The sequence below is a fragment of the Microbacterium sp. ZW T2_14 genome, assembly GCF_044987405.1.
Classification (GTDB): domain Bacteria; phylum Actinomycetota; class Actinomycetes; order Actinomycetales; family Microbacteriaceae; genus Microbacterium.
Genome location: NZ_JBJDRK010000050.1, coordinates 1 through 22,119 on the forward strand (window position 1 = coordinate 1; position 22,119 = coordinate 22,119).

Sequence of the window (22,119 nt, forward strand, 5' to 3'; positions counted from 1 at the left end):
GGGGCGCCCCGCGCGCCACCGCCGGCAGCGAGCCCAGGAAGCCGCGGGCCGCCTCGGCGGCGTCCTGAGCGGTCAGGAGCACCACGAGCGAAGGGCGCGAGGTGAGCAGGCGCACCTGGGCGAACGCGGCATCCCAGTCGGTGTCGATGAGCTGCGGCTCGACCGGCGCCATGGCGTCGACCATCGCCGGCAGCAGCCCGGGGCCGTCGACGCGCGTGACGCGGGCCCGGATGACGCGGTCGAACATCAGCAGGTGCACGTGGTCGCCTGCCCGGGTGGCGAGCGCGGCGAGCAGCAGCGCGGCCTCCATCGCGGCATCCATCCGCACACCGTCGCCGACGCGTGCCGCCGCGGTGCGTCCGGTGTCGATCACGATCACGACGTGCCGGTCGCGCTCGGGGCGCCACGTGCGCAGCATCGTCGTGCTGGATCGCGCGGTCGCGCGCCAGTCGATCGAGCGCACGTCGTCACCCCGCACATACTCGCGGAGGCTGTCGAACTCCGTTCCCTGGCCACGCACCTGCACGCTCGTGTTGCCGTCGAGCTCGCGCAGGCGGGCGAGCCGCGAGGGCAGGTGCCGTCGTGCCGTGAACGGCGGCAGCACGCGCAGGGTGCCCGGCTCGTCGAGGCGCGCCTGGCGCCCGGCGAGGCGCAGCGGCCCGTCGGATCGCACCACGACGAACCGCGATCGCAGCTCGCCGCGGCGACGGGGCTGGAGCGGGACGGCGATCGTCCGCGACTCGCGGGCGGGGATGTCGATCGCCGCGCGCTCGGTCGGTGCACCGGCCGTCGGCTGCCAGGCGTCGCGCACGCGACCCCGCATGGTGCGCTCACCTGCGTTGCCCAGCACGAGCTCCGCCGTCACGGGCTGTCCGAGCAGCACGCGGCCCGGAAGACGCCGCCGCACCGTCATCCGGCGCGGATCGGGTGCCGCCGCGGCATCGGCGAGTGCAGCGATGAGGCAGAGCAGCACCCACCCCGCCGCCGTGAGCCAGGCGTCGATCCCGGCGGCGGAGAGCAGAACCACGGGCACCGCCCCGACGGCGACGAGCAGCGGCAGGCGGCCGGTCAGGTACACCGGGAACCGTCCCGTTCGCGGCGACTCATCTCAGGCGCTTTCCGCCGCCGGTCGCCGGCGCGATGCGCGAAGCCGCCCGGCGGTTCGATCCATCCCTCGTCCACCGACCGGCTCCTAGATCGGCACACGGGTCTGCTGCAGCACCGAGCCGAGCACGGCATCCACCGACACGCCCTCGAGCTCGGCGTCGGGTCGCAGGCGGATCCGGTGTCGCCATGTCGGCAGCAGCATCGTCTGCACGTGGTCCGGGGTGATCGCGGGGTACGCGCCGAGCCAGGCCCAGGCCTTCGACGCCGCCAGGAGTGCGGTCGCGGCCCGGGGACTGACGCCGAGCTGCACGGAGGGACTCTGGCGGGTGGCGTGCGCGAGGTCGACGATGTAGCCGAGCACATCGTCCGAGACGGTGACGGATGCCGCGGCTCGCTGCGCCGCGCGGATCTCGTCGGCGCTGGCGGCGCGGCGCAGGCCCGCACCGGCGAGGTCTCGCGGGTCGAAGCCGCCGGCGTGGCGGCGCAGCACCGCGAGCTCGGCATCCCGTGCCGGCACGTCGACGATGAGCTTGAGCAGGAACCGGTCCAGCTGCGCCTCGGGCAGCGTGTACGTGCCTTCGTGCTCGATCGGGTTCTGCGTCGCGGCGACCAGGAACGGGTCGGGAAGCGACCGCGTGACGCCGTCGGTCGAGACCTGGCGCTCCTCCATGGCCTCCAGCAGCGCCGCCTGCGTCTTGGGCGGTGTGCGGTTGATCTCGTCCGCGAGGACGACGTTGGTGAAGACCGGTCCCTCGCGGAACTCGAACTCGCCCGTCTTCGCGTCGTAGACCAGCGAGCCCGAGACATCGCCCGGCATGAGGTCGGGCGTGAACTGGATGCGCGTGGTGTCGAGGCCGAGCGCGGTCGAGAACGCCCGCACGAGCAGCGTCTTGGCCACACCGGGCACGCCTTCCAGCAGCACGTGTCCGCGCGCCAGCAGTGCGATGAGGAGGCCTGTCACGGTGCCGTCCTGCCCGATGACGGCTTTGCCGACCTCGAGCCGCACGCGGTTCATCGCCTCGCGCAGGGCGGCATCGTCGAGGGCTGCTGTCGGGCGGCCGGCCGCCTCGTCGGCGGTCGTGCTCGGCGCCGGTGGCGAATCCGTCATCGGGGTCTCCTTTCGGGGCGGACGGCCGCGCGCACGGCGTCCTCCAGGTCTCTCAGGCGTGTGCTCAGCGCGACGAGCTCGGCGTCGCTCCGGGGGATCTCGTCGAACAGGATGCCGCGCACCGCGCGGCGGTCGAGTCCGGTGCGGCCGGCGGCGGCGTCGGCGACCTCGGGGGCGGCGGCGTTCGCGGCGAGTCCTAGGAGAGCGGCGAGGCGTCGCAGCGCGCCGATCCGGAGCCGGTCCGCGGCGTGCAGCGGATCGCCGGCGCGCGCGTACAGGCGCGCCCGGCCTTCCGTGGTCTCGGAGGCCCGGACGGTCACCGGCAGCCGCTCGGCGACGAGCGGCCCGAACCGGCGCCCCCGCCAGATGCCCGCGGCCACGCCCGCGACCAGCAGGAGCACGATGACGGGGCTCACCCAGGGCGGCGTGAGCTCGCCCAGAGACGGGTCGGCGTCGGCGAGATCGGTGTCACCCGGGCCGGGCAGATACCAGACGACGAGCGGATGCCGCCCCATCAGGTTCACCGCCAGCGCCGCGTTGCCGTTCTCGGCGAGGTGCTCGTTGGTGAAGAGGGCGCGACCGTCGACCGCCGCGGCTCGGCCGCCGTCGGAGCGGACGAGGAGGCCGAAGCCGTCCGCGGCGGGATAGCAGGCGGTGACGCCGTCACCCGCGTTGAAGAGGCCGCCAGGCGCCACCGCACCGGCGCGGACGGCATCGGCCACGTCGCACTCCGGGTCGACGTCGGCGTCGGGCGCGACGCCGGCGGGCGCGGAGCCCGGCAACAGCAGCTCGAGCGTGCGTGCGCGCGGTTCGATGAGCACGACGTCGTCAGCACCGCCGGCGAGGTCGGCCACGGCGTCGTCCGAGAGGGCGGGCGTATCGGGCATCACCAGCGTCGCGGGGCCGGCGGCGAGCGCCTGGGACGCTGCAGCACGATCCCGGGCGACCACGACATCGATCCCGTGCTGCCGCAGGATCTCGACGAGGGCCCGTGTTCCGGCGGGACCGGCCGAGTCGGGGTCGAGGGCGCCGCGCTGGGCCCACTGGTTCGCTTCCGACACGGCACCGCCGATGCCTCCCACGACGAGCAGTGCGAGAGCGATCCCCACCCAGGCGGCGACGCGGCGGCGTCGCCCGGTCGGGGTCCGGACGGCGGCGGCGGCCTGCGACGGGGGAGTGGTGGTCGCGCTCACGCCGGCACCGCCTCGCGCGCCGCCGGCTGTGCCGAGGCGACAGCGTCGTCGACGGCCGCCACGAGCCGGTAGAGCTCCGCCGTGCCGGGACGCCGCAGATAGCGGACATCGTCGAACGCGGTCGCGGCCTCTTCCAGCCGGTCTTCCAGGGTCGGGAAGACGCGGGCGGCGGAGCTGCGCGCCGCCGCGCGGCGCGAGACCCGCGGCACGCCCCAGATCAGGAACGCGGCCGCGATGATCAGCACGACGACGATGCCGGCGACGAGCGCGAAGGTCGAGCCCCAGCCGCCGGAGAGATCGGGGTTGAACAACGAGGCGATGAAGTCGCCGATCGCCCGCGCGATGCGGTCGAACGGCGTGGGTTCGGCGATGTCGTAGGAAGGATCCGACAGCTCGTCCTCGGCCCAGCGACGTGCTTCGTCCCCGTCCGGTGTGAGCGGCGGCACGGCATCGGCGGCACGTGCGAGCGCGCCCAGGGCGGAGGTCAGGACCACGGCGAGTCGCGGTCGCCGCTGTCGGGCGCGGCCCCGGGAGCGGTCCATGCCGTGGGCGATGGCGCATCCGCGGCCGGTGCGGCGTCAGGAGCCGGCGCCGCAGGCGGCGCGGGTGGTACCGGCGCGGGCGGTACCGGCGATGCGCCGTACGCCGGCGGCGTCGCGTGACCAGGTTGCGGCGGAGCGTACGCCGGTGGTGCTGCCGAGGCAGGCACCCCGTACCCGGACGGCGCGTGTGCGGGCGGCGCCGCGTATGTTCCGGGCTGCGCGCTGTACACCGGCTGGACCGGCGTGCCCGCCGGCCCGTACCCGGGCGGGAAAGCGCCGTATGGGGGTGGGTACACGCCGTAGCCAGGAGGGTAGGCGCCCGGCAGGCCACGCGGCGCGATGGCACGTCCGATGTGCTCGCGGTAGGGGTCGGCGAGGTCGAGAGCGCCGGCACTCGTGCCGAGCGAGGAAAGAGACGAAGCATCCCGTCGCTCCACATACGCCAGCAGATCGAGGTCGAGTCCCTCGCGGCGCATCCGGCAGTCGATGTAGATGAGCGCGGTCGCCGTGGACTGCACGACCACCGCGACCGACTGGAGCAGGAGCGTCAGCACCTGCGTGAGCAGGGCCGCGGCGACGAAGCCGATGATGGCGGTGGGCTCGGGTGCGCCTGTCGGCGCGATGATCGTCGTGAGACCCAGCGACAGGAAGCTCATCGGCAGGCTCACCACCTGCGCCACGGCGGCGAAGATGACGCTGATGACGAGGATGATCCCGAGGGCGGGCCAGAAGCGCCGGCGCGTGAGGGTCCACGAGCGTGACAGCGCCTGCAGGATCGTCGCGTGCTCGATGATGATCGCCGCCGGCACGAGGAGCAGCTTGATCATGAGCCACCACGTGAGCGGCACCGCGATCAGCACCACCACGATCGTGAGCGCGATCGCCGCGGGCGGCGCCGCGATGGCGATGCCCGCGATCGCGAGCACCGCGACGGTCACGAGGGCGACCACCGCGAGGACCACCAGCAGCGAGTAGCCGATCAGTCGCCACGCGATCGGCTTGACCTGCCGCCACAGCGCGCCGAGCGTGAGCTTCTCTGCGACCGCCGCGTGCGTGACCTCGACGACGACGATGCCCTGCACGATGACGCTGAGCGCGCCGGCCGCCAGCGACAGCACCAGGCCGGCGATGGCGGTGAGCGCGATCGACCCGGCGAGGACCGTGTCGTACTCCTCGGTGCCGGGCTGCAGCGTGTTCAGGCGCGAGAAGGTGGCCCACATCACCCCGAGCACGCCCGCGAGCACGACGACATATGCCAGGGTCTGCACGACCAGGGCGAAGCCGAGGAGCACGCGGGGGTTCTGCCGCAGCGCCGCGAAGGAGCGGCCGAGGATCGTGCCGAACGACAGCGGGTGCAGCGGGATGATCCCGGGGCGGGACGCCGGCGTCCAGGCCGGGTATGCGGACACGTTTCCCCTCTCCGTCGGCGCCGCGCCGTCGAGGGCGGCGAGGCTCGGCTGTTCCCTATCGTTCCACATGGACCGGATGCCGCACCCGCCCCCGCGAGGGGCTCACTGCGTGCCCTCGGGCGAGGCTCGGCCGCTGCACAGGCCGTGTCGACTACTCTGTGTGAAGCGCATGGGGACGGCGCGTGCCGTCTGTGCCTGGAGAGAAGGAACGAACGCGCGCGATGACTTCACGCATCCTGGTGGTCGACGATGACACCGCCCTCGCCGAGATGATCGGCATCGTGCTGCGCACAGAGGGATTCGACACGGTGTTCTGCGCGGACGGCGCCCAGGCGGTCGACGTGTGGCGCACCGAACGCCCCGACCTCATCCTGCTCGACCTGATGCTGCCCGGCATGGACGGCATCGAGATCTGCACCCGCATCCGCGCCGAGTCCGGCATCCCGATCATCATGCTGACGGCGCGCACCGACACGGCCGATGTCGTGAAGGGCCTCGAGTCGGGTGCCGACGACTACATCGTCAAGCCGTTCAATCCCAAGGAGCTGGTGGCCCGCATCCGCACGCGGCTGCGCCCCGCGAGCCAGCAGTCCAACGACTCGCTGCGCATCGGCGATCTGACCGTCGACGTGGCGGCGCACGAGGTCCGTCGCGGCGACGGCCCGATCGCGCTCACGCCTCTCGAGTTCGAACTGCTGGTCGCGCTGGCATCCAAGCCGCAGCAGGTGTTCTCGCGCGAGATGCTGCTCGAGCAGGTGTGGGGCTACCACTACAAGGCCGACACGCGCCTGGTGAACGTGCACGTGCAACGGCTGCGGGCCAAGGTCGAGAAGGACCCGGACAACCCGAAGATCGTCACGACGGTGCGCGGCGTCGGATACCGCGCCGGCGCCGTCGTCTGAGGCTCCGGTGACAGCGCCGATCACGGGCGTCTCCGCCACGCGCGGGCGTGTGCCGTGGTGGCGGCTGTGGCGGGCGTGGCCGGCCGACATCGCCGGTCTGTGGCGGCGATCGCTGCGGTTCCGCACGCTTCTGGTGACGATCGGGCTCACCGCGCTCGCAGTCGTCGTCGCGTGTGTCTGGATGGCGCTCGCGATCCAGAACGACCTCTTCGCCTCGCGCCGGGACCAGGTGCTCCTCGACGCGGAGCAGGCTCGTGCGGCGGCGCAGCGGACGCTCGACGCGGCCGTGCAGAGCGATGTCGTGCAGCGGGAGAACGTCATGACGCTCGCGTTCACGGCACTGCGCGATCAGTCGTCCGCCCAGATGGTCGCGGCGTACCGGATCGGCCCCCCGGTGCCCAACGCGCCTCAGGACTTCAGCACGGCGGAAGCCGTGATGCCCGACCTGCTGACGCCGGCGATGCGCTCGCTCGTGCGCACCAACCCCGATCAGCAGATCTGGCAGCCGGTCGAGCTGCCGCGTGGCGCCGGCACGAGCCATCCCGGCATCATGGTCGGCCAGCAGCTCGCCATCGAGGGTGTCGCGTCGTACGAGCTGTATCTCGCCTACGACCTGGCGAACGCCCCGGAGACGCTCACGTTCGTGCAGCGGACGCTGTGGGTGGTCGGCATCGGACTGGTGCTCCTCATCAGCGGCATCGCGTGGTTCGTGCTGCGGTCGGTCACCACCCCGATCAGCGAGGCCGCCGACACCAGCGCGATGCTGGCCGCCGGGCGCCTCGATGTGCGACTTCAGGTCCACGGCGAGGACGAGCTGGCCACCCTCGGCCGTTCGTTCAACGCGATGGCCGACAGCATCGAGTCGCAGATCAAGGAGCTGGCCGAGCTCTCTCTCGTGCAGCAGCGCTTCGTGTCCGACGTGTCGCACGAGCTGCGCACGCCGATGACCACCATCCGCCTCGCCGCCGACATGATCAACGACCAGCGCGCCGAATTCGATCCCGCGACGGCGCGCGCGGCGGAACTGCTCAACGCGCAGGTGCAGCGGTTCGAGACGCTGCTGACGGATCTCCTCGAGATCAGCCGGTACGACGCGGGGTCGGTGCAGCTCGAGCTGGAGCCCACCAGCCTCGCGCATCTGGCCGAGGACGTCATCGGCTCGATGGAGCAGCTCGCCGAGCAGCACGGCACCGACGTGCGCCTGGTCGCGCCCGGGGGATATTCTCCGGTCGACATGGACCCCCGACGGGTGCGCCGCATCGTGCGCAACCTGCTGGGCAACGCGATAGAGCACGGCGAGGGCCGCCCCATCGTGGTGACCGTCGACAGCGACCAGCAGGCGGTCGCCATCGGCGTCCGCGACTTCGGCCTGGGGATGAAGGCGGAGGACGTCGAGCACGTGTTCGACCGCTTCTGGCGCGCCGATCCGTCGCGCAAGCGCACGATCGGCGGCACCGGTCTCGGTCTGTCGATCGCGCTGGGGGACGCGAAGCTGCACGGGGGAGAGCTGGCGCTCTGGTCGGAGCCCGGGCGGGGCACGAACTTCGTGCTCACGCTCCCACGACAGGGCACGCCCTTGAACGGCGCTTCACCCATCCCCATCGATCCCGGAGACGACGCGGTGGCACCCCTCGAAGACCTCGGACTGACGGCGCCGATCGACGTGCCTCACGGCGCAGCTGCCGGCGAGGCCGGCGGCCGCGGCACGGTGCCACCGCCGCGCACCGGGAACGGCACCTCGCACGGAGGGGCCTCATGACCCGCGCCCGCCGCGTCGTCGCCCTCGTCCTCGCGCTGTGCGCACTCGTCGTCACCGGCTGTGCCGGATTCCCGACCGACGGCCCCCCCGAGTACGGTCTCGAGAACGGGGGAGCGGGCAACGGCTCGCAGAACCTCGTCTTCATTCCGAACCGGCCTCAGCCGGGAGCGACGCCCACGCAGATCGTCGAGGGCTTCATCGATGCGGGCTCCGGCCCGGGCGTCCTGGGGCGATGGGACGTGGCGCGCGAGTTCCTGGCGCCCTCCATCGCGGAGGACTGGGTTCCCGAGGCACGTGTCATCGTGGACGAGCGGGCCGAACGGGATTACGTCGAGACCGATGAGGGCGTCGTCGAGTTCGCCTTCGACGTCGCCGCCACGGTCGACGACAAGGGCGCGTACCAGCGGGCTGACCTCGCGGCGGGCAGTCAGCAGTTCCGGCTCGAGAAGCAGGCGGACGGCGAGTGGCGGATCACGGAGGTCCCCGACGGCATCTGGCTCGAAGACGCCCAGTTCCCGATCGTCTTCCACCGCTACCCGCTGATGTACTTCGACAAGTCCTGGCGGTATCTCGTGCCCGACGTGCGCTGGTTCCCCGTGACCAAGGCGGCAGGCAGCATCGCCGCGGCGCTGGTGAACGAGCTTCCGAGCGAATGGCTGGCGGAGTCGGTCGCGACCGCCTTCCCCGTCGGCGTGACGGTGGTGCCCTCGGTCCCGGTCGACGACGACGGCGTGGCGGAGGTCGCGCTGTCGACGGGGGTCCTCGGTGCCAACCGCGAGGCGCTCGATCGCATGCTCACGCAGTTGGAGGAGAGCCTCAAGACCGCCGGTGTGACGGAGGTGGTGATGACCGTGGAGTCCACGCCGGTCGACGCCGATCCGGTGGCGGTGCGCTCGACTCGCGTGCCGGCGGCGCCGCTGGTGCTGACGGAGGCGGGCTTCGGCTTCCTCAGCGGCGACGAGGTCGACAGGATCCCTGGTCTGTCGGATGCCGTCGAGACGGCGTCCCCCGTGAGCGTGCAGGTGGGCGCCGAGCGGGACTTCGCTGCCGCGAAGCTCGCCTCCGGCCAGGTCGTACGGCTCAACGCCGCCGGAGCCGACCCCGAGCCGCTCGATACGCGCCCCGGTCTGGTCGATCCCGTCATCGACGATGCCGGCATCGTCTGGAGTGTGCCCCAGGATCAGCCCGCGGCCCTCCGCGCCTTCCTGCCCAACGGTGATGCGGTCGACGTCGCCGACGCCTGGAGCGACGCGACGGCCATCGCCGGCATGGCCCTCTCGCGCGACGGCACCCGTATGGCGGCCGTCGTGAGCTCCGGGGGCCGCAGCGTGCTGTCGGTTGCCGGAGTCGTGCGCGAGGACGGGGTTCCGGTGCGGCTGGGCATCCCGATGGAGCTGGCCGTGATCGGCGGCGCGGCGGTCGGCGACGCGCGGATCGGCGTGACCTGGATCGACGATGTGAGCATCGCGGTGCTCGCCGGCGCGGAGTCAGAGTCGACCGTCGTCGAGCAGGTCGTCGGTGGACCGACGTCGCTGTCGAACACGTCGTCGGGCATGGCCTCGATCGCCGGTGGCACCGGCATCTCGAGCCTGCGCCTGCGGGCGGACGACGGCACGCTCTACGTCAGGCGCGGTACGGCGTGGCAGCCGACCGCGACGGGGATCCTGGTCCTCGCGACACAGCAGGGCTCGCCGCAGTAGCTCTCCCCCGCACCTGTTCTCGTCCGCACCAGCTGTCGTCGGCACGAGGTCTCCTCCACAAGCGCGCGGTGCGTCCGGTTGTCCACGGAAGCCTTCTGGCATCTCCGGGGCGACGGCACCACGCACGAGGCTGTTCGCGTGATGAGGCGAATCGTGGTCGCGGTGCGCGAGGCGTGCGCCGATGCGCTCGCCCTGCTCCTGCCGGTGTGGTGCGCGGGATGCGATGAGCCCGACGTCGCGCTGTGCGAGCGCTGCGCGCTCGCGTTGCAGCCCGACCTCCGAATGCGGGTCGTGGACGCGCCCGGGGGCGCAGTCGAGGTCTGGAGCGGGCTGGCGTTCGACGGCGTCGCGGCACGGGTGCTGCGGGCGATCAAGGAGGACGGCCGCACCGGACTCGCCGTCGCGGTGGCACCGGCGCTCGCGGCGGCCCTGGATCGAGCCGGCGCCGCCGGATGCGCCGCGGTGCCGATGCCGACGTCCCGCGCCGCCTACCGTCGGCGCGGATTCCGGGTGCCGGAGCTCCTGCTCCGCCGTGCGGGGCGCCCGGTGCACCGGCTGCTGCGCCATGCTCGTCGCACCCACGATCAGCGGGGCCTCGACCGGGACGCCCGGCGCCGCAACGTCGCGCACAGCATGGTGGCGAACGTCCGCCCGTCGCCGCCTCGTGGCGCCGTCATCAGCGTCGCCGAGCGGATGCGACCCGCGACGCCACTGCGCGTCGTGGTGGTCGATGACGTCGTGACGACCGGCGCGAGCCTCGCCGAGGCGGTTCGCGCGCTGCGGGCCGCGGGCGTGGAGGTGGTCGCCGCGGTGACCGTCGCCGCGACGCCGCGGCGCCGTGGCACAGGCACATGAACGGGATCCGTCGCATTCGAAACTCACAGGTGACAGAGTCCGGACGCCGGGCTAGCGTGGGGATGACAAGGCGACTGATGGTCCGCCCTTGGCCGGGCGGACCGGAACAAGGAGGCAGGGATGGAAACCAGCATCGTCGGCGTGGGAGTGGGGATCACGGATCGCTTCCGCGGAGTCGTCGAGGAGAAGGCCGCCCGCATCGAGAACCTCGCTCCCCGCGCGCAACGCGTGGATGTCAAGGTCACCCACCGCGCCTATCACAACGGCCGTGTGGAAGACGAGACCGTAGAGCTCACCGTCAACGGCAAGGGCCCCGTCATCAGGGCCGAGGCCACGGACGGCGACAAATTCACCGCCCTGGACCTCGCCGTCGACAAGCTGTGCGAGCAGCTGCGTCGTGCGAAGGACAAGCGCGTCGACGCGCGCAACCACCCTCGGGGAGCCAAGTTCGAGAAGGGCAGCGGCGCGATCCAGGGGATCGATGTGCAGCCCGCATCCGTCGACGTGCTCCGCGCCGTCGCGACGGGCGAGATCCCGATCGTCACCGGCAACGAGGAGGAAGAGGGCTATACGCCCGTCGTCATCCGGACGAAGGAGTTCCACCCGGAATGGATGTCGGTCGAAGAGGCCGTCGATCGCATGGAACTGGTCGGACACGACTTCTTCCTCTTCATCGACGCCCGCAGCGACCACCCCAGCGTGGTGTACCGCCGCAAGGGGTGGGACTACGGCGTCATCTCGCTGACCACGCAGGCGCAGCCGGAGGAGCTGGCATCCTGAGCCGTCGGACCGGAGCCCGACGCGCGAGCGTGGGGGAGCGGCCCGTGAGGCGAAGGCCCGCGGCGAAGATCTGAGGCAGAACAAGCCTGACGCAGAATAGGGGTGCGGCCGTTTCGGCGGCACCCCTCGTCTGTCTCCGCCCGCCGTTGCCGCGTCGGCACGCCGCGCGGCGGCTCCGCTCTGGAAGGACCTTCGTGATCATCCGCAACGTGCGCCCCTGGGGCGCCGACGCCGCCGACATCCGCATCGAGGCAGGACTCGTCGCCGCGATCGAGCCTCACGACGAGGCGGCCTTGCCGACGGCGGGCGACGTGGACGGGCGCGGTCGACTCGCTCTCCCGTCGTTCAGCGACGTTCACGTGCACCTGGACTCCTCTCGCATCGGGCTGCCCTTCCGCCCTCACACCGGCGCGCCGGGCGTATGGGGGATGATGCTCAACGACCGGGACAACTGGCGCCGGACGGACGTGCCGCACGCCGAGATCGTCGCGGGCACGCTCGAGCAGATGATCGCGAAGGGAACCACGCGCGTGCGCACGTACGCGCAGGTCGACGTCGACTGCAAGCTCGAGAAGTTCGACTCGGTGATGGCGGCCAAAGAGAAGTTCCGCGACCACGCCGACGTGCAGGTCATGACGTTTCCGCAGGCCGGCATCCTGCGGGAGGCCGGCACCGTGGAGTATCTCGAGGAGTCGCTCAGACAGGGCGCCGATGTCATGGGCGGGATCGACCCCAGTCAGCTCGACCGCGATCCGGTGCGCCACCTCGACATCGTGTTCGGTCTCGCCGAGAAGTACCAGGTCGAGGTCGACATCCACCTTCATGAACCTGGGGCCCTCGGTGTCTTCACCACGGAGCTCATCCTCGAACGCACGCGTGCACTGGGCATGCAGGGCAAGGTCACCATCTCGCACGCCTACGACCTGGGCTCGGTGTCGGAGGCCGTGAGCCGCCGGCTGATCGACGAGTTCGCCGAGCTGGACGTCGCGATGGCGACCATCGCGCCCTCGACGACGGCGCACCTGCGGCTCGTCGATCTCGTCGAGGCCGGAGTGCGCGTCGGCCTCGGCGAGGACGGCCAGCGCGACTACTGGAGCCCCTACGGCAACTGCGACATGCTCGACCGCACCTGGCAGCTCGCCTTCGTCAACGGCTTCCGTCGCGACGACCACATCGAGCTCGCGCTCGCCGTCGCCACGATGGGGGGCGCGTCGATCATGAGCCACGAGTCGCCGCGCGTCGCCGGTGTCGGGGATCGCCCCGGTGTCGCCGTCGGCGACCGTGCCGATCTCGTGCTGGTCGATGGTGAGACGCCCACGAGCGCCGTGATGGACCGCGGCGCCGACAGGACCGTCGTCCATGACGGCCGCGTCGTGGCTGACGGGCTGCGCGTCCTCGGGATCTGACGCCCTGGCCGTCACGCGCGCGTGAACAGCTCCGCGATCGCCCCCTCGCGCACGGCGTCGAGGCGGGGATCGAGGCGATCGTGCGCGGCCAGCTGGCTCGTGCCGTGCAGGAGGCTCCACAGCAGTTCGGCGCGGACGGTGCGGTCGCGGGCATCCACGCCGCCGACCGTCTGCTCCAGCATGCCGAACCCCTCGCGCAGCACCGCGGGGGTATCGCTGGCCGCGAAGGCGACGCTGGTGCGCGCCGTCGACATCGCCTCGTATACGGCAGGGTGAGCGCGCGCGAACGCGAGGTAGCTGGCGATCAGGCGGGGAAGCGCGTCGGCGGGGTCATCGCGACCGGAGGGGCGCATCGCATCGGCGAGGTCGGCGTAGCCCTGGATCACGACCCTCGCCACGATCTCGTCGCGACCGCCGGCGAAGTGACGGTACAGGATCGGCTGGCTCACACCGACGGCATCCGACAGCCGGCGCACGGTCACCGCCGCCCATCCCTCGCGCTCAGCGATCTCGCGGGCCGTCGCCACGATCCGCACCTCGCGCTCGCGGAATCTGTCTGCGTCTTGCGCACTCCGTGCCATATCGCTATGTTAGCACCGCTAACCGTTAGCACTGATAACACTTGGAGAGACATGGACATCATCACCGGCGCCACCGCCGCCCTCGCGATTCTCGCCCTCGCCGTCATCTATGGCACCGACGTCGTGTCGGCCGTGGTGCAGCGACCGGTCTATGCCGAGCTCGACGATCGCAGCCTCGTGCAGGTGACCGGCCGCGGCCACTATTACGGTGACCGCCGATTGCCGGTCGTCGGCATCCTCGGCACGGTGCTCACCGCCGCGACCGCGGCTCTCGCACTCGTCTGGGGCACGCCGCTCATCGGTGCGACGGCTGTCGTCGCGCTGGTGCTGCTGCTCGTCTGGCTGACGCTGTTCGCCCGCATCTCGGCCCCCATCAACAAAGTGCTGACGCGTGCGGCGCTCGCGGACGAGGTGCCGGCGAACGCCCGTGCGCTGCAGGCCCGCTGGGAATCGATCATTCCGCTGCGCGCCGTGCTCCTCGGGCTGTCGCTGCTGCTCCTGTGCGCGACGATCCTGTTCGGGTGACATGACAGAGCGGATGCCTCGGCCCGGCGCCATGCGCCGGGCCGAGGCATCCGCTCTGCCAGCCCGGGTGTCGAAGCATCGTCTGCTTCGGCACCGGCCGAAGACCACGGGATGCGGTCGACCGGGGGAGGCGGCCGGGTCGACGATCAGTCGATGAAGCCGTCGAGGATGCTCCCGATCACCAGACCGCCCAGGATGCCGCCCATGAGGTCGCTGCCGCCGCTGCGGCGCCCGCCGCCCCAGCCCGGCTGACCGTAGCCCTGCTGACCGTAGCCCGGCGCACCCCACTGGTCGGGCTGCGGGCGCGCCGCGTCGATGTCGCGCTGGGCGAGCTGCAGCGCCTCGCTCGCGAGGAACGCGGCTCGGCGGGCCAGGGCGAACGCCTGCTCGCGGTGGTCCTCGTCGATCGCGGTGACCGCCGCGGCCGAGGTGCCGAGGAGGCGGTCCAGGTCGAGGCGCACGCGCTCGGCCTCGGCGAACCGTGTTCGGGCATCGGCGCCGATCCAGCCGCGGTGTCCGGCGATGACGTCGCGCGAGACGGCGATCTGCCGGTCGGCGTCGTCGATGGCGTGCCGCACGTGTTCCAGGGGAGGGATCGGGCGCGCCGCGCGCTCGCGGGCCGCCGCGATCGCGGCATCCAATCCGGCATTCGCCTCACGCAGCCGCGTGAGCTGCTCGAACGGATCGGTGTTCACTCCCGCGGCCGGGAGCGCGGCCAGGGCGGCCTGCAGCTCGGCGATCGCGGCGCTGACAGCGGGGGACTGGGGCTCTCGGAGAGCGACAACGATGTCGCCGCGGGAGTCCTCGACGATCGCGGCGAGCGTCGACTCGGCGCGCAGTGCCTCGACCTCGAACGTCTCGACGGCGTCGATGAGGGTCTCGGCCCGGCGCACCGACTCGGTGCACGCCTCGAGCGCCATGTTCGCCTGCTCGCGCTGCCCGGCCTCGCGTCGTCGCTCGGCCACGCCGGCGCTGTGCTCGGCGAAGCCCAGCAGCTGCTCCGCCTCGGCCGGGTTCGCCTCGATCTGGGCCAGCGCGTGCGCCGAGTAGCGAACGGCCAGGCGTTCGACGGTGGCTCGCGCGTCGGGGAGCCGCAGGCGCAGGCGCGCGGCATCCGCCCGCACCTTCGCGATGATCTCGGGAGCGCGACGCGCCCGCTCGATCGCTGCCGCGAGCGCCGCGGTGCGGTCGTCGAGCAGATCCTCCGCCCACTCGCAGAGCTGCACGATGCGCGCGTTGCGCGTACGCAGCTCTTCGGGCGTGTCGGGGATCTCGTCGTGGTTGAGCTGGTGGAGGTGGAACGCCTCCTGCAGGTGCGTGCGCACCGACTCGACAGCCTCGCGCAGGTCGTTGGTCGGCCCCGCGCCCAGTTCGGCGTCGGCGAAGGCGAGCTCGTCCGTGGTGAGACGGAGGCGCTCGTCGGCCGCGACCAGCGCCTGCTGTGCACGGCGCGCCAGATCGGCGTCCTGCGTGTTCAGTTCTTCCTGCTCGCGCTTGCGTCTGCCCCAGAATCCGGCCATGGATCGATCCTACGGGCGCTGCTGAGAGCAACCTGATGCGGGCGACCGTCGGTGGGGATTGTTCGCGCACAGCGTCTGCCGCAGGGGTGCCGACGCGTCGTTGCGGCCCCCGACGCGAAAGCCGGGCGGGGCCACGAGGGTCCCGCCCGGCTTTCGCACGCCGCCGTGCGGCGCGACTCGTCGCCCCGATCCGCCGTCACGTGCGGGGAGGGGCGACGGATGCCTCAGCCGTCGCTGCGCTTGTGCCGAGGCTTGCGCGGCGGACGGTCGTCATACGAGGGGCGGGTGCTCGAGTCGCCGTAGCTGCGGCTGCCCGAGCCCCGGTCGTCGCGGCGGGGACCGGATGCGGAGTCCGACCGCCGCTGCGGGCGGCCGCTGTCGGGACGCAGCTCGATCAGCTGTCCCGAGATGCGCGTGTCGGCCAGACGGTCGAGAGCCTCGCGCGGGAGGTTCGCCGGAAGCTCGACGAGCGAGAAGTCGGGCATGATCTTGATCGCGCCGAAGTCGTCGCGACGCAGACCGCCCTCGTTCGCGAGCGCGCCGACGATCTGGCGGGGCTCGACGCGCTGGCGCTTGCCGACGGCGATGCGGTAGGTCGCGAAGCCCTCGCGCGGGGCGCGGCGCTCGCCGCGCTCGGGACGATCGGCGCGATCCGGGCGGTCGCCGCGGTCGGTGCGCTCGCGCGTCGGGGCCGGAGTCGCGTCGGGCTCCAACAGCAGCGGGGTGTCGCCCTGAGCGACCACGGCGAGGGCCGCGGCCACGTCGGCCTCGGGAACGTCGTGATTGCGGACGTAGTGGGCGACGATGTCGCGGAAGGCCTCGATGCGCTCGGCCTCGCCGAGGGCGGCCGTGATGCGGTCGTCGAAGCGCGACAGTCGCGTCACGTTGACCTCGTCCACGCTCGGCAGCGGGATCTCCGTGAGGGCCTGGCGGGTGGCGCGCTCGATCATCTTGACGAGGCCGCGCTCCCGCGGCGTGACGAAGCTGATGGCGTCGCCGGTGCGGCCGGCGCGACCGGTGCGGCCGATGCGGTGGACGTAGGACTCGGCATCCGTCGGGATGTCGTAGTTGACGACGTGCGAGACGCGCTCGACGTCGAGGCCGCGGGCGGCGACGTCGGTCGCGACCAGGATGTCGAGCTTGCCCGACTTCAGCTGGTTGACCGTCTTCTCGCGCTGCGGCTGGGCGATGTCGCCGTTGATCGCGGCGGCGGAGTAGCCGCGTGCGCGGAGCTTCTCGGCGATCTCCTCGGTGACGCTGCGGGTGCGGCCGAAGACGATCATGGCGTCGAAGTTCTCGACCTCGAGGATGCGCGTGAGGGCGTCCATCTTCTGCTGCCACGCGGTGATGAGGTAGCGCTGCGAGATGTTCGCCGACGTCTGGGTCTTCGACTTGACCGTGATCTCTTCGGGGTCGCGAAGGTACTGGGACGCGATGCGCCGGATCTGTGCCGGCATGGTCGCCGAGAACAGGGCGACCTGCTTGGTGGCGGGCGTCTCGGCGAGGATCGTCTCGACGTCCTCCGCGAAGCCCATCTTCAGCATCTCGTCGGCCTCGTCGAGCACCAGGTACTGCAGCGCAGACAGGTCGAGCGTGCCCTTCTCGAGGTGGTCGATGATGCGGCCGGGCGTTCCGACGACGATGTGCACGCCGCGTCGGAGAGCCGAGAGCTGCACCCCGTAGCCCTGGCCGCCGTAGACGGGGAGGACGTGAACGTCCTTCAGATGACCGGCGTACTTCTCGAACGCCTCGCAGACCTGCAGTGCGAGCTCGCGCGTCGGGGCGAGCACGAGGGCCTGCGGCGTCTTCTGCGAGAGGTCGAGGCGATCGATGATCGGCAGCGCGAACGCGGCGGTCTTGCCCGTTCCGGTCTGCGCCATGCCCACGACATCGCGGCCGCCCAGGAGGGTCGGGATGGTCGCCGCCTGGATCGCCGAAGGCGTCTCGTAGCCGATCCCCTTCAGCGCCTTGAGGACGGGCTGGCTCAGCCCGAGGTCGGAGAAGGTGATCGCTGCGGGCTCGGTCGGAGCCTCGGTCTCGATCTGGTCAGCGTCGGTGTGCACAGTTAAGCGTAGCGGGAGCCGCCTGTGAGGCGACAGGATGCCGCGACCAGGCGCCTCACGGGCGGCGCCGGGCGGTCACGGGCGCTCGGTCAGTTCCGAGATGTCGATCGGCTGCGTCGGCGGCAGGGCGAGAGAGGCGGCGTCGATCGCCGGTACGTGGGAGGTCATGGCAGGTCCTTTCGCGGGGCCTTGGTGCAGGCCGTTCGTCGTGTACGTCTCTGGGAGGGGCGGTTCGTCGCCGGCGATACCTCAGGTGATCGCCGTGCGGCGGGTCAGGTCGGGCTTCCGCGGCGGCACCAGCCAGTTGGCGAGGGCGATCGCGACCGGCAGGCCGAGGCAGAACGCCCCCAGCACCTGCCACGGGATGTCGCCGACCAGAAGAGCGCCGCGCGACTGGATCGCGAAGCCGATGGGCGGGAGGATGCCGGCGATGGCGCCGGCGATGGTGCCGAAGCCCGCGATGACCAGACCCTGCCAGAATCCGATGTTCCGCCGCAGCAGCGGCGTCCCGCCCACCGCGGCCAGCGTCGCGTCGTCGGGCCGACGTTCGAAGCGGGCGAGTCCCAGCGCGACCGCGCTGGCCCCGAGAACGAGGACGGCGACGACCGACAGCAGGGGGATCATCCAGGCGGCGTCGCTCGGCGGCCCCGTCGCGATGCTGTACTCCAGCGTGAAGTCCTCACCGCTCGCGAGCTCGACCTGCATCTGCAGGCGATCACGCTCCTCGGTCGACAACGGTCCGTCCACCGAGGCGATCACCTGCTCCGGGACGGCGGCGATGCCGAGTCGATCGGCCGTGGCGGGAGCGATGGCGATCGCGGTGGGCTGCAGCGGGGCATCGACGACGATCGCGTCGACCCGCTGCTCCCACGTCGGGTCGGCGATGCGCTGACCGCTCGCGGGGATCCAGACGTTGCTGGGCATCCCGTCCATCAGGTCCCCACCGGACCACGCCGCAATCGAGATCTCGCCGTCCGCGACGAAGCGGTGGTCCGCGACGATCGCCGCGCCCGCGCGGTAGGCGGCACGTTGGTCGGTGGTCAGCGGGACGCCGAGCACCGTCTCGAGGTCGTCGGGCTCCACCACCGACAGCGGATTGTCGGGATCCTGGCCGTTCGAGACATAGCTGTCGTCCACTTCGGGGTCGAGGAGGTGCTCCGGGGGAAGCAGCGCGATCGCCAGGGAGAGCTCGTCCGGGACCTCCGCGGCCGACCCGTAGCTCCAGTGACTCGGCTGCTGCCGCCGGATGACGGCGACCCCGGTGGCCCCCGCACCTTCCGCGACGTCCACGGCGGCAGCCGCACCAGTCCGCGCGCCCTCCGGGTCGACGACGCCGGCCGTGCTGCCGGTGCCGGGGAAGATGCTGATCGAGACACTCCCCAGCGGCGCGAGGTAGTACCAGGTACGCGCATTCTGAGCCGTCTGCATCGAAGACTGCCCGACTGCGAACACCCCGATGAACACGGTGGCCGCAATAGCGGCGAAGGCCGGTACCGTGCGGCCCGCGTTGGCCGCGGCATCCCGCGACGCGATCCGCGCTGCGAGCCCGACGCGCGAGAGGACGCGAGACGTCGTCCACAGCAGCCAGCTGCCGGACATGAGGATGCCGACCTGGGTGAGGATCGGGCCGACGACGATGCCCAATGCGGGGAGGTACCTCAGCGGGTTGTCGCCCACGAGGTCGGAGACGTTCACCGCAGCGACCACGAAGGCGCACGCGATCGTCATCGCGACGCCGACGAGGAGGACGACGGATCCCCACACCGGCCGCGCCACACCCGGCTTCTGCGGACGTCGGGCGCCGCGGAGCGCGCGCAGGGGATCGGTGCGGGCGACGGTGCGGGCGGGGACCAGTGCGGACGCCGTGCCGACCACGACCGCGAACACGAGGATGGCGGCGAGACCGGGCCACGGCACGTGGAAACCCCAGTACTGCGTCGCGCTGCCGTCCGCGGTGAGGGCCACGACGAGAGCCGCGGCTCCCACCCCGAGGACGAGGCCCGCCACACCCCCGAGAGCGCCGAGCGTGGTGCCCTGCAGCAGGATCATCCGCGAGAGATCACCGCGGTTCGCCCCGACGCTCGCGGCGACGGCGAGCGACCGCTGCTGCCGCCGCGCGGCCACCGCGAATGCGGCACCGGCGAGCATGACCACCACGTACGCGGCGAAGAGCCCGCCCGCCGCGACGACCAGCAGCGTGGGCCAGATGTTCATCCACTCGTCGAGCACCGAGCCGCGCACTTCGTGGCGCAGCACCGTGGGCGGGTCCAGGATCACGGCACGCGAGTAGGCCACGACGCCGTCCTCGTTGAGCGCCTGCACGTCCTCCCACGACAGCGTGGTCGCGGGCAGATACCATCGCCGCTCGCCGCCGATCACCTCGCGCATCGCAGCGGTGCCCGGCAGGAACACCGCGCTGGCGGCATCGGGAAGGGTCGCGGCATCGAGCGTTCCGACGATCTCGAACGTGCCGGCGCCGTCCGCCAACGTCAGCTCGCCGCCGATCTGAACGCCCAGCCGCTCGAGGGTCGCCGGCGTCACCATCACCTCACCCGCGTCGGCGGGGCGCTCGCCGTCGACCAGGTCGAGGGCCCCCGAGAAGCGGGGATCCCAGGCTTCGCCCGTCCACGCGCCGATCAGGCCCAGACCGTCGGGCGTCTCGATGCGCGCGCTCGCGGTGGTCAGCAGGATCGTCTCGGTGCCGGCCGGCAGCGCGCTGATCGGGTCGTCGGCGACCGCCCCCTCGGGCATCGCCCAGCTGCCGTCCTCGTCCGCGGGGTAGCCCGTCCACTGCGGCTGGGTGGGAGCCTGCCAGAATCCCTCGCCCGCGATGCCGGCGGGAGCGACCCACGCCTGCATCTCGCCCAGCTCGGCCCGCACCCTGTCTTCGGGTGTGCCGAGGCTGCTCGCCGCGTAGATGCCGTAGGCGGTCATCGCGGCGATGGGGAGTGCGACCAGAGTGACGATGAGCAGGCTCGACAGCCGGGTGCGGCGCACCTGGCGGCGAGCCAGCCGCACGGCGACGCGCCACCGCGACCATCCGCCCGCGCGGAGACGCGGGGGAGCGGCATCCGGCTCCGTGCTCGCGGCGACAGGGGCCTCGAGAACCTCGGTCACCGTGCCGCCGTCCGGGAGGAGCGGAGGAGAAGGGCGGAAGGGAGGAGGCTCCGGCGCGGATCCGTCCTCCCCCCCGTCACAACTCCTCCGCTCGTGACGCCCTGCGCCGCCGGTCCTTCGCTCGTGACGGGCTGCGCCGCCGGAGTGCGGCGAGCTCACCGCACCTCCCCGGCCAGCAGCGACTCCGCGCCGGCGCGGCGGGACTCGTCGATGATCCGGCCGTCGCGCAGGAACACGATGCGGTCGGCGAAGGCGGCATGGCGGGCTTCATGGGTGACCAGGATGCCGGCGGCTCCGGCATCCACCCGCGCACGGAGCATCTTCAGCACCAGCTCTCCCGTGACGGAGTCCAGTGCGCCGGTCGGCTCGTCGGCGAGGATCAGGCGCCGCCCGCCCACGACGGCGCGGGCGATCGCGACGCGCTGCTGCTGGCCGCCCGAGAGATCGTCCGGGTACGCGTCCCCTTTGGCATCCAGCCCGACGGAGGCGAGCGCGTCGCGCCCCGCCCGCCGCGCCACCCGGGCACGGAAGCCGTCGAGCTCGAGGGGCAGCGTCACGTTCTCGAGCGCCGTGAGCGTCGGGATGAGGTTGAAGTCCTGGAACACGAAGCCCAGCGACCGCCGCCGCAGCCGTGCCAGCTCCCGGGGCGACTGCTCGCTGAGGTACGCGCCCTCGATCACCACCTCGCCCGTCGTCGGTGTCGTGAGCCCGCCCGCGATGGTGAGGAGCGTGGACTTGCCGGATCCGGACGGTCCCATCACGGCGACGAGCTCGCCCGGCCGCACCTCGAAGTCCACGCCCGACAATGCCGAGACGGCTGTCGCGCCGGTGCCGTACTGCTGCGTGACGCCGATGAGCTGCAGCACTGCGTCGGTCAACGCGCCGCTCCCGTGGCGGAGGGCGTCTCGTCTCGCTTCGCCTGCTCGGCGAGCGGGTCCTTGGCCGGGCGCCCGCGGCGCGGCTTCTCGGTCGAGAGCTCCAGAGACATGGCGTGATGGGGATGCAGCGCCAGGCGCTGCTCGGAATGGTCGAGCCAGCGCACCTCGGCCTCGGCGGCGAAGATCATGGAATCCACGACGAGCGACCAGGCGAGCTCCTCCGGGCCGTCCGGATTGGCGCCGGCGTACTTCGCGCGATTCAGCTCCTGCAGCTGCGCCAGCGACGCCCGTCGCTGCGTCTGGACGATGGCCGACACGTCCACGCCCGGCAGCGTCGCCGCGACGGCCAGCTTGATGGCGAGCTCGTCGCGGGTGCCCTGCGTGCGCTGGACCGGCGAGGCGAGCCACGAGCGCACCTCGTCGGCTCCGGCATCCGTGATCTGCCAGTAGACGTGACCGTGGTCGTCGACGTCGCCCTTCTCGACGAGTCCGTCGCGCTCCAGGCGATCGAGCGTGTTGTAGATCTGGCCCACGTTGAGCGGCCAGGTGGACCCGGTGCGGCGGTCGAACTCGGCGCGCAGCTGGTAGCCGTAGCACGGGCCCTGGTCGAGGATCGCGAGCAGGCTCTGACGAACGGACATGGGTTCTCCTTCGGGGCGGAGCGTCGGCGGCAG

General features: G+C 72.0%; 18 protein-coding genes. 7 read left to right on the forward strand and 11 right to left on the reverse strand.

Annotated elements, in window-relative coordinates; genetic code table 11:
• The 5 genes from ACI3KY_RS15740 to ACI3KY_RS15760 all read right to left on the reverse strand — a co-directional run.
• Positions 1–1,078: DUF58 domain-containing protein (locus ACI3KY_RS15740; RefSeq protein WP_404931092.1), on the reverse strand; the 1,078-nt coding region annotated here is incomplete at its 3' end.
• 114 nt (positions 1,079–1,192) lie between these two features.
• A complete protein-coding gene (locus tag ACI3KY_RS15745) occupies positions 1,193–2,122 on the reverse strand; it encodes a MoxR family ATPase (protein WP_194414924.1) in 930 nt (309 codons plus the stop codon).
• Between the two features lie 89 nt (positions 2,123–2,211).
• Positions 2,212–3,408 (reverse strand): DUF4350 domain-containing protein, encoded by a 1,197-nt coding sequence (locus ACI3KY_RS15750; RefSeq protein ID WP_404931093.1) that lies wholly within the window; start codon positions 3,406–3,408, stop codon positions 2,212–2,214.
• On the reverse strand, positions 3,405–3,902 hold the full coding sequence (locus ACI3KY_RS15755; protein ID WP_404931094.1) for a hypothetical protein: 498 nt from the start codon (positions 3,900–3,902) through the stop codon (positions 3,405–3,407). The genes ACI3KY_RS15750 and ACI3KY_RS15755 overlap by 4 nt, the downstream gene beginning before the upstream one ends.
• Positions 3,893–5,359 carry a glycerophosphoryl diester phosphodiesterase membrane domain-containing protein gene (locus tag ACI3KY_RS15760; protein WP_404931095.1) on the reverse strand — a complete coding sequence of 489 codons (1,467 nt, stop codon included), beginning with the start codon at positions 5,357–5,359 and terminating at the stop codon, positions 3,893–3,895. The genes ACI3KY_RS15755 and ACI3KY_RS15760 overlap by 10 nt, the downstream gene beginning before the upstream one ends.
• Positions 5,360–5,580: 221 nt before the next feature.
• Here ACI3KY_RS15760 and mtrA point away from each other — a divergent pair, with 221 nt between their 5' ends.
• The 6 genes from mtrA (at position 5,581) to ACI3KY_RS15790 (ending at position 12,761) form a co-directional block, all read left to right on the forward strand.
• Positions 5,581–6,261 carry an MtrAB system response regulator MtrA gene (mtrA, locus tag ACI3KY_RS15765; protein ID WP_194414088.1) on the forward strand — a complete coding sequence of 227 codons (681 nt, stop codon included), beginning with the start codon at positions 5,581–5,583 and terminating at the stop codon, positions 6,259–6,261.
• Between the two features lie 7 nt (positions 6,262–6,268).
• Positions 6,269–8,020 carry an MtrAB system histidine kinase MtrB gene (mtrB, locus tag ACI3KY_RS15770; RefSeq protein ID WP_404931096.1) on the forward strand — a complete coding sequence of 584 codons (1,752 nt, stop codon included), beginning with the start codon at positions 6,269–6,271 and terminating at the stop codon, positions 8,018–8,020.
• Positions 8,017–9,720, forward strand: coding sequence for a GerMN domain-containing protein (locus ACI3KY_RS15775; protein WP_404931097.1), 1,704 nt, complete (start codon positions 8,017–8,019; stop codon positions 9,718–9,720). The genes mtrB and ACI3KY_RS15775 overlap by 4 nt, the downstream gene beginning before the upstream one ends.
• A gap of 141 nt (positions 9,721–9,861) precedes the next feature.
• Complete coding sequence (locus tag ACI3KY_RS15780; protein WP_404931116.1) at positions 9,862–10,575, forward strand: ComF family protein; 714 nt, start codon at positions 9,862–9,864, stop codon at positions 10,573–10,575.
• 120 nt (positions 10,576–10,695) lie between these two features.
• Positions 10,696–11,355 carry a ribosome hibernation-promoting factor, HPF/YfiA family gene (gene hpf / locus ACI3KY_RS15785; protein ID WP_194414085.1) on the forward strand — a complete coding sequence of 220 codons (660 nt, stop codon included), beginning with the start codon at positions 10,696–10,698 and terminating at the stop codon, positions 11,353–11,355.
• A 194-nt stretch (positions 11,356–11,549) separates the two neighbouring features.
• Positions 11,550–12,761: an amidohydrolase family protein gene (locus ACI3KY_RS15790; protein WP_404931098.1), complete on the forward strand. Its 1,212-nt coding sequence runs from the start codon at positions 11,550–11,552 to the stop codon at positions 12,759–12,761.
• 11 nt (positions 12,762–12,772) lie between these two features.
• Here the strand turns inward: ACI3KY_RS15790 and ACI3KY_RS15795 are convergent, their stop codons facing one another.
• A complete protein-coding gene (locus ACI3KY_RS15795; protein WP_404931099.1) occupies positions 12,773–13,342 on the reverse strand; it encodes a TetR/AcrR family transcriptional regulator in 570 nt (189 codons plus the stop codon).
• Between the two features lie 51 nt (positions 13,343–13,393).
• On the opposite strand from ACI3KY_RS15795, the gene ACI3KY_RS15800 reads away from it, so the two are divergent.
• Positions 13,394–13,867 carry a DUF1772 domain-containing protein gene (locus ACI3KY_RS15800; protein ID WP_404931100.1) on the forward strand — a complete coding sequence of 158 codons (474 nt, stop codon included), beginning with the start codon at positions 13,394–13,396 and terminating at the stop codon, positions 13,865–13,867.
• Positions 13,868–14,013: 146 nt separating this feature from the next.
• Here ACI3KY_RS15800 and ACI3KY_RS15805 read toward each other — a convergent pair whose 3' ends face one another.
• From ACI3KY_RS15805 to ACI3KY_RS15825, 5 genes are all read right to left on the reverse strand, one after another.
• The gene (locus ACI3KY_RS15805) at positions 14,014–15,387 is read right to left on the reverse strand and encodes a hypothetical protein (protein ID WP_404931101.1); all 1,374 of its coding nucleotides are present in this window, start codon (positions 15,385–15,387) and stop codon (positions 14,014–14,016) included.
• Positions 15,388–15,611: 224 nt separating this feature from the next.
• Positions 15,612–17,450, reverse strand: a complete 1,839-nt coding sequence (locus tag ACI3KY_RS15810) for a DEAD/DEAH box helicase (protein WP_404931102.1) — start codon at positions 17,448–17,450, stop codon at positions 15,612–15,614.
• 249 nt (positions 17,451–17,699) lie between these two features.
• Positions 17,700–20,567 (reverse strand): FtsX-like permease family protein, encoded by a 2,868-nt coding sequence (locus ACI3KY_RS15815; RefSeq protein WP_404931103.1) that lies wholly within the window; start codon positions 20,565–20,567, stop codon positions 17,700–17,702.
• Between the two features lie 155 nt (positions 20,568–20,722).
• Complete coding sequence (locus tag ACI3KY_RS15820) at positions 20,723–21,445, reverse strand: ABC transporter ATP-binding protein (protein WP_404931104.1); 723 nt, start codon at positions 21,443–21,445, stop codon at positions 20,723–20,725.
• Complete coding sequence (locus ACI3KY_RS15825; protein WP_404931105.1) at positions 21,442–22,086, reverse strand: PadR family transcriptional regulator; 645 nt, start codon at positions 22,084–22,086, stop codon at positions 21,442–21,444. Before ACI3KY_RS15825 ends, ACI3KY_RS15820 begins: the two co-directional genes overlap by 4 nt.
• Positions 22,087–22,119: the final 33 nt, after the last annotated feature.

Coding starts and splice junctions, on each gene's coding strand:
- ACI3KY_RS15745 (WP_194414924.1), bottom strand. CDS start 2,122: ATGAACCGCGTGCGGCTCGAGGTCGGCAAAGCCGTCATCGGGCAGGAC.
- ACI3KY_RS15775 (WP_404931097.1), top strand. CDS start 8,017: ATGACCCGCGCCCGCCGCGTCGTCGCCCTCGTCCTCGCGCTGTGCGCA.
- ACI3KY_RS15795 (WP_404931099.1), bottom strand. CDS start 13,342: ATGGCACGGAGTGCGCAAGACGCAGACAGATTCCGCGAGCGCGAGGTG.
- ACI3KY_RS15780 (WP_404931116.1), top strand. CDS start 9,862: ATGAGGCGAATCGTGGTCGCGGTGCGCGAGGCGTGCGCCGATGCGCTC.
- ACI3KY_RS15805 (WP_404931101.1), bottom strand. CDS start 15,387: ATGGCCGGATTCTGGGGCAGACGCAAGCGCGAGCAGGAAGAACTGAAC.
- ACI3KY_RS15825 (WP_404931105.1), bottom strand. CDS start 22,086: ATGTCCGTTCGTCAGAGCCTGCTCGCGATCCTCGACCAGGGCCCGTGC.
- hpf (WP_194414085.1), top strand. CDS start 10,696: ATGGAAACCAGCATCGTCGGCGTGGGAGTGGGGATCACGGATCGCTTC.
- mtrA (WP_194414088.1), top strand. CDS start 5,581: ATGACTTCACGCATCCTGGTGGTCGACGATGACACCGCCCTCGCCGAG.
- ACI3KY_RS15800 (WP_404931100.1), top strand. CDS start 13,394: ATGGACATCATCACCGGCGCCACCGCCGCCCTCGCGATTCTCGCCCTC.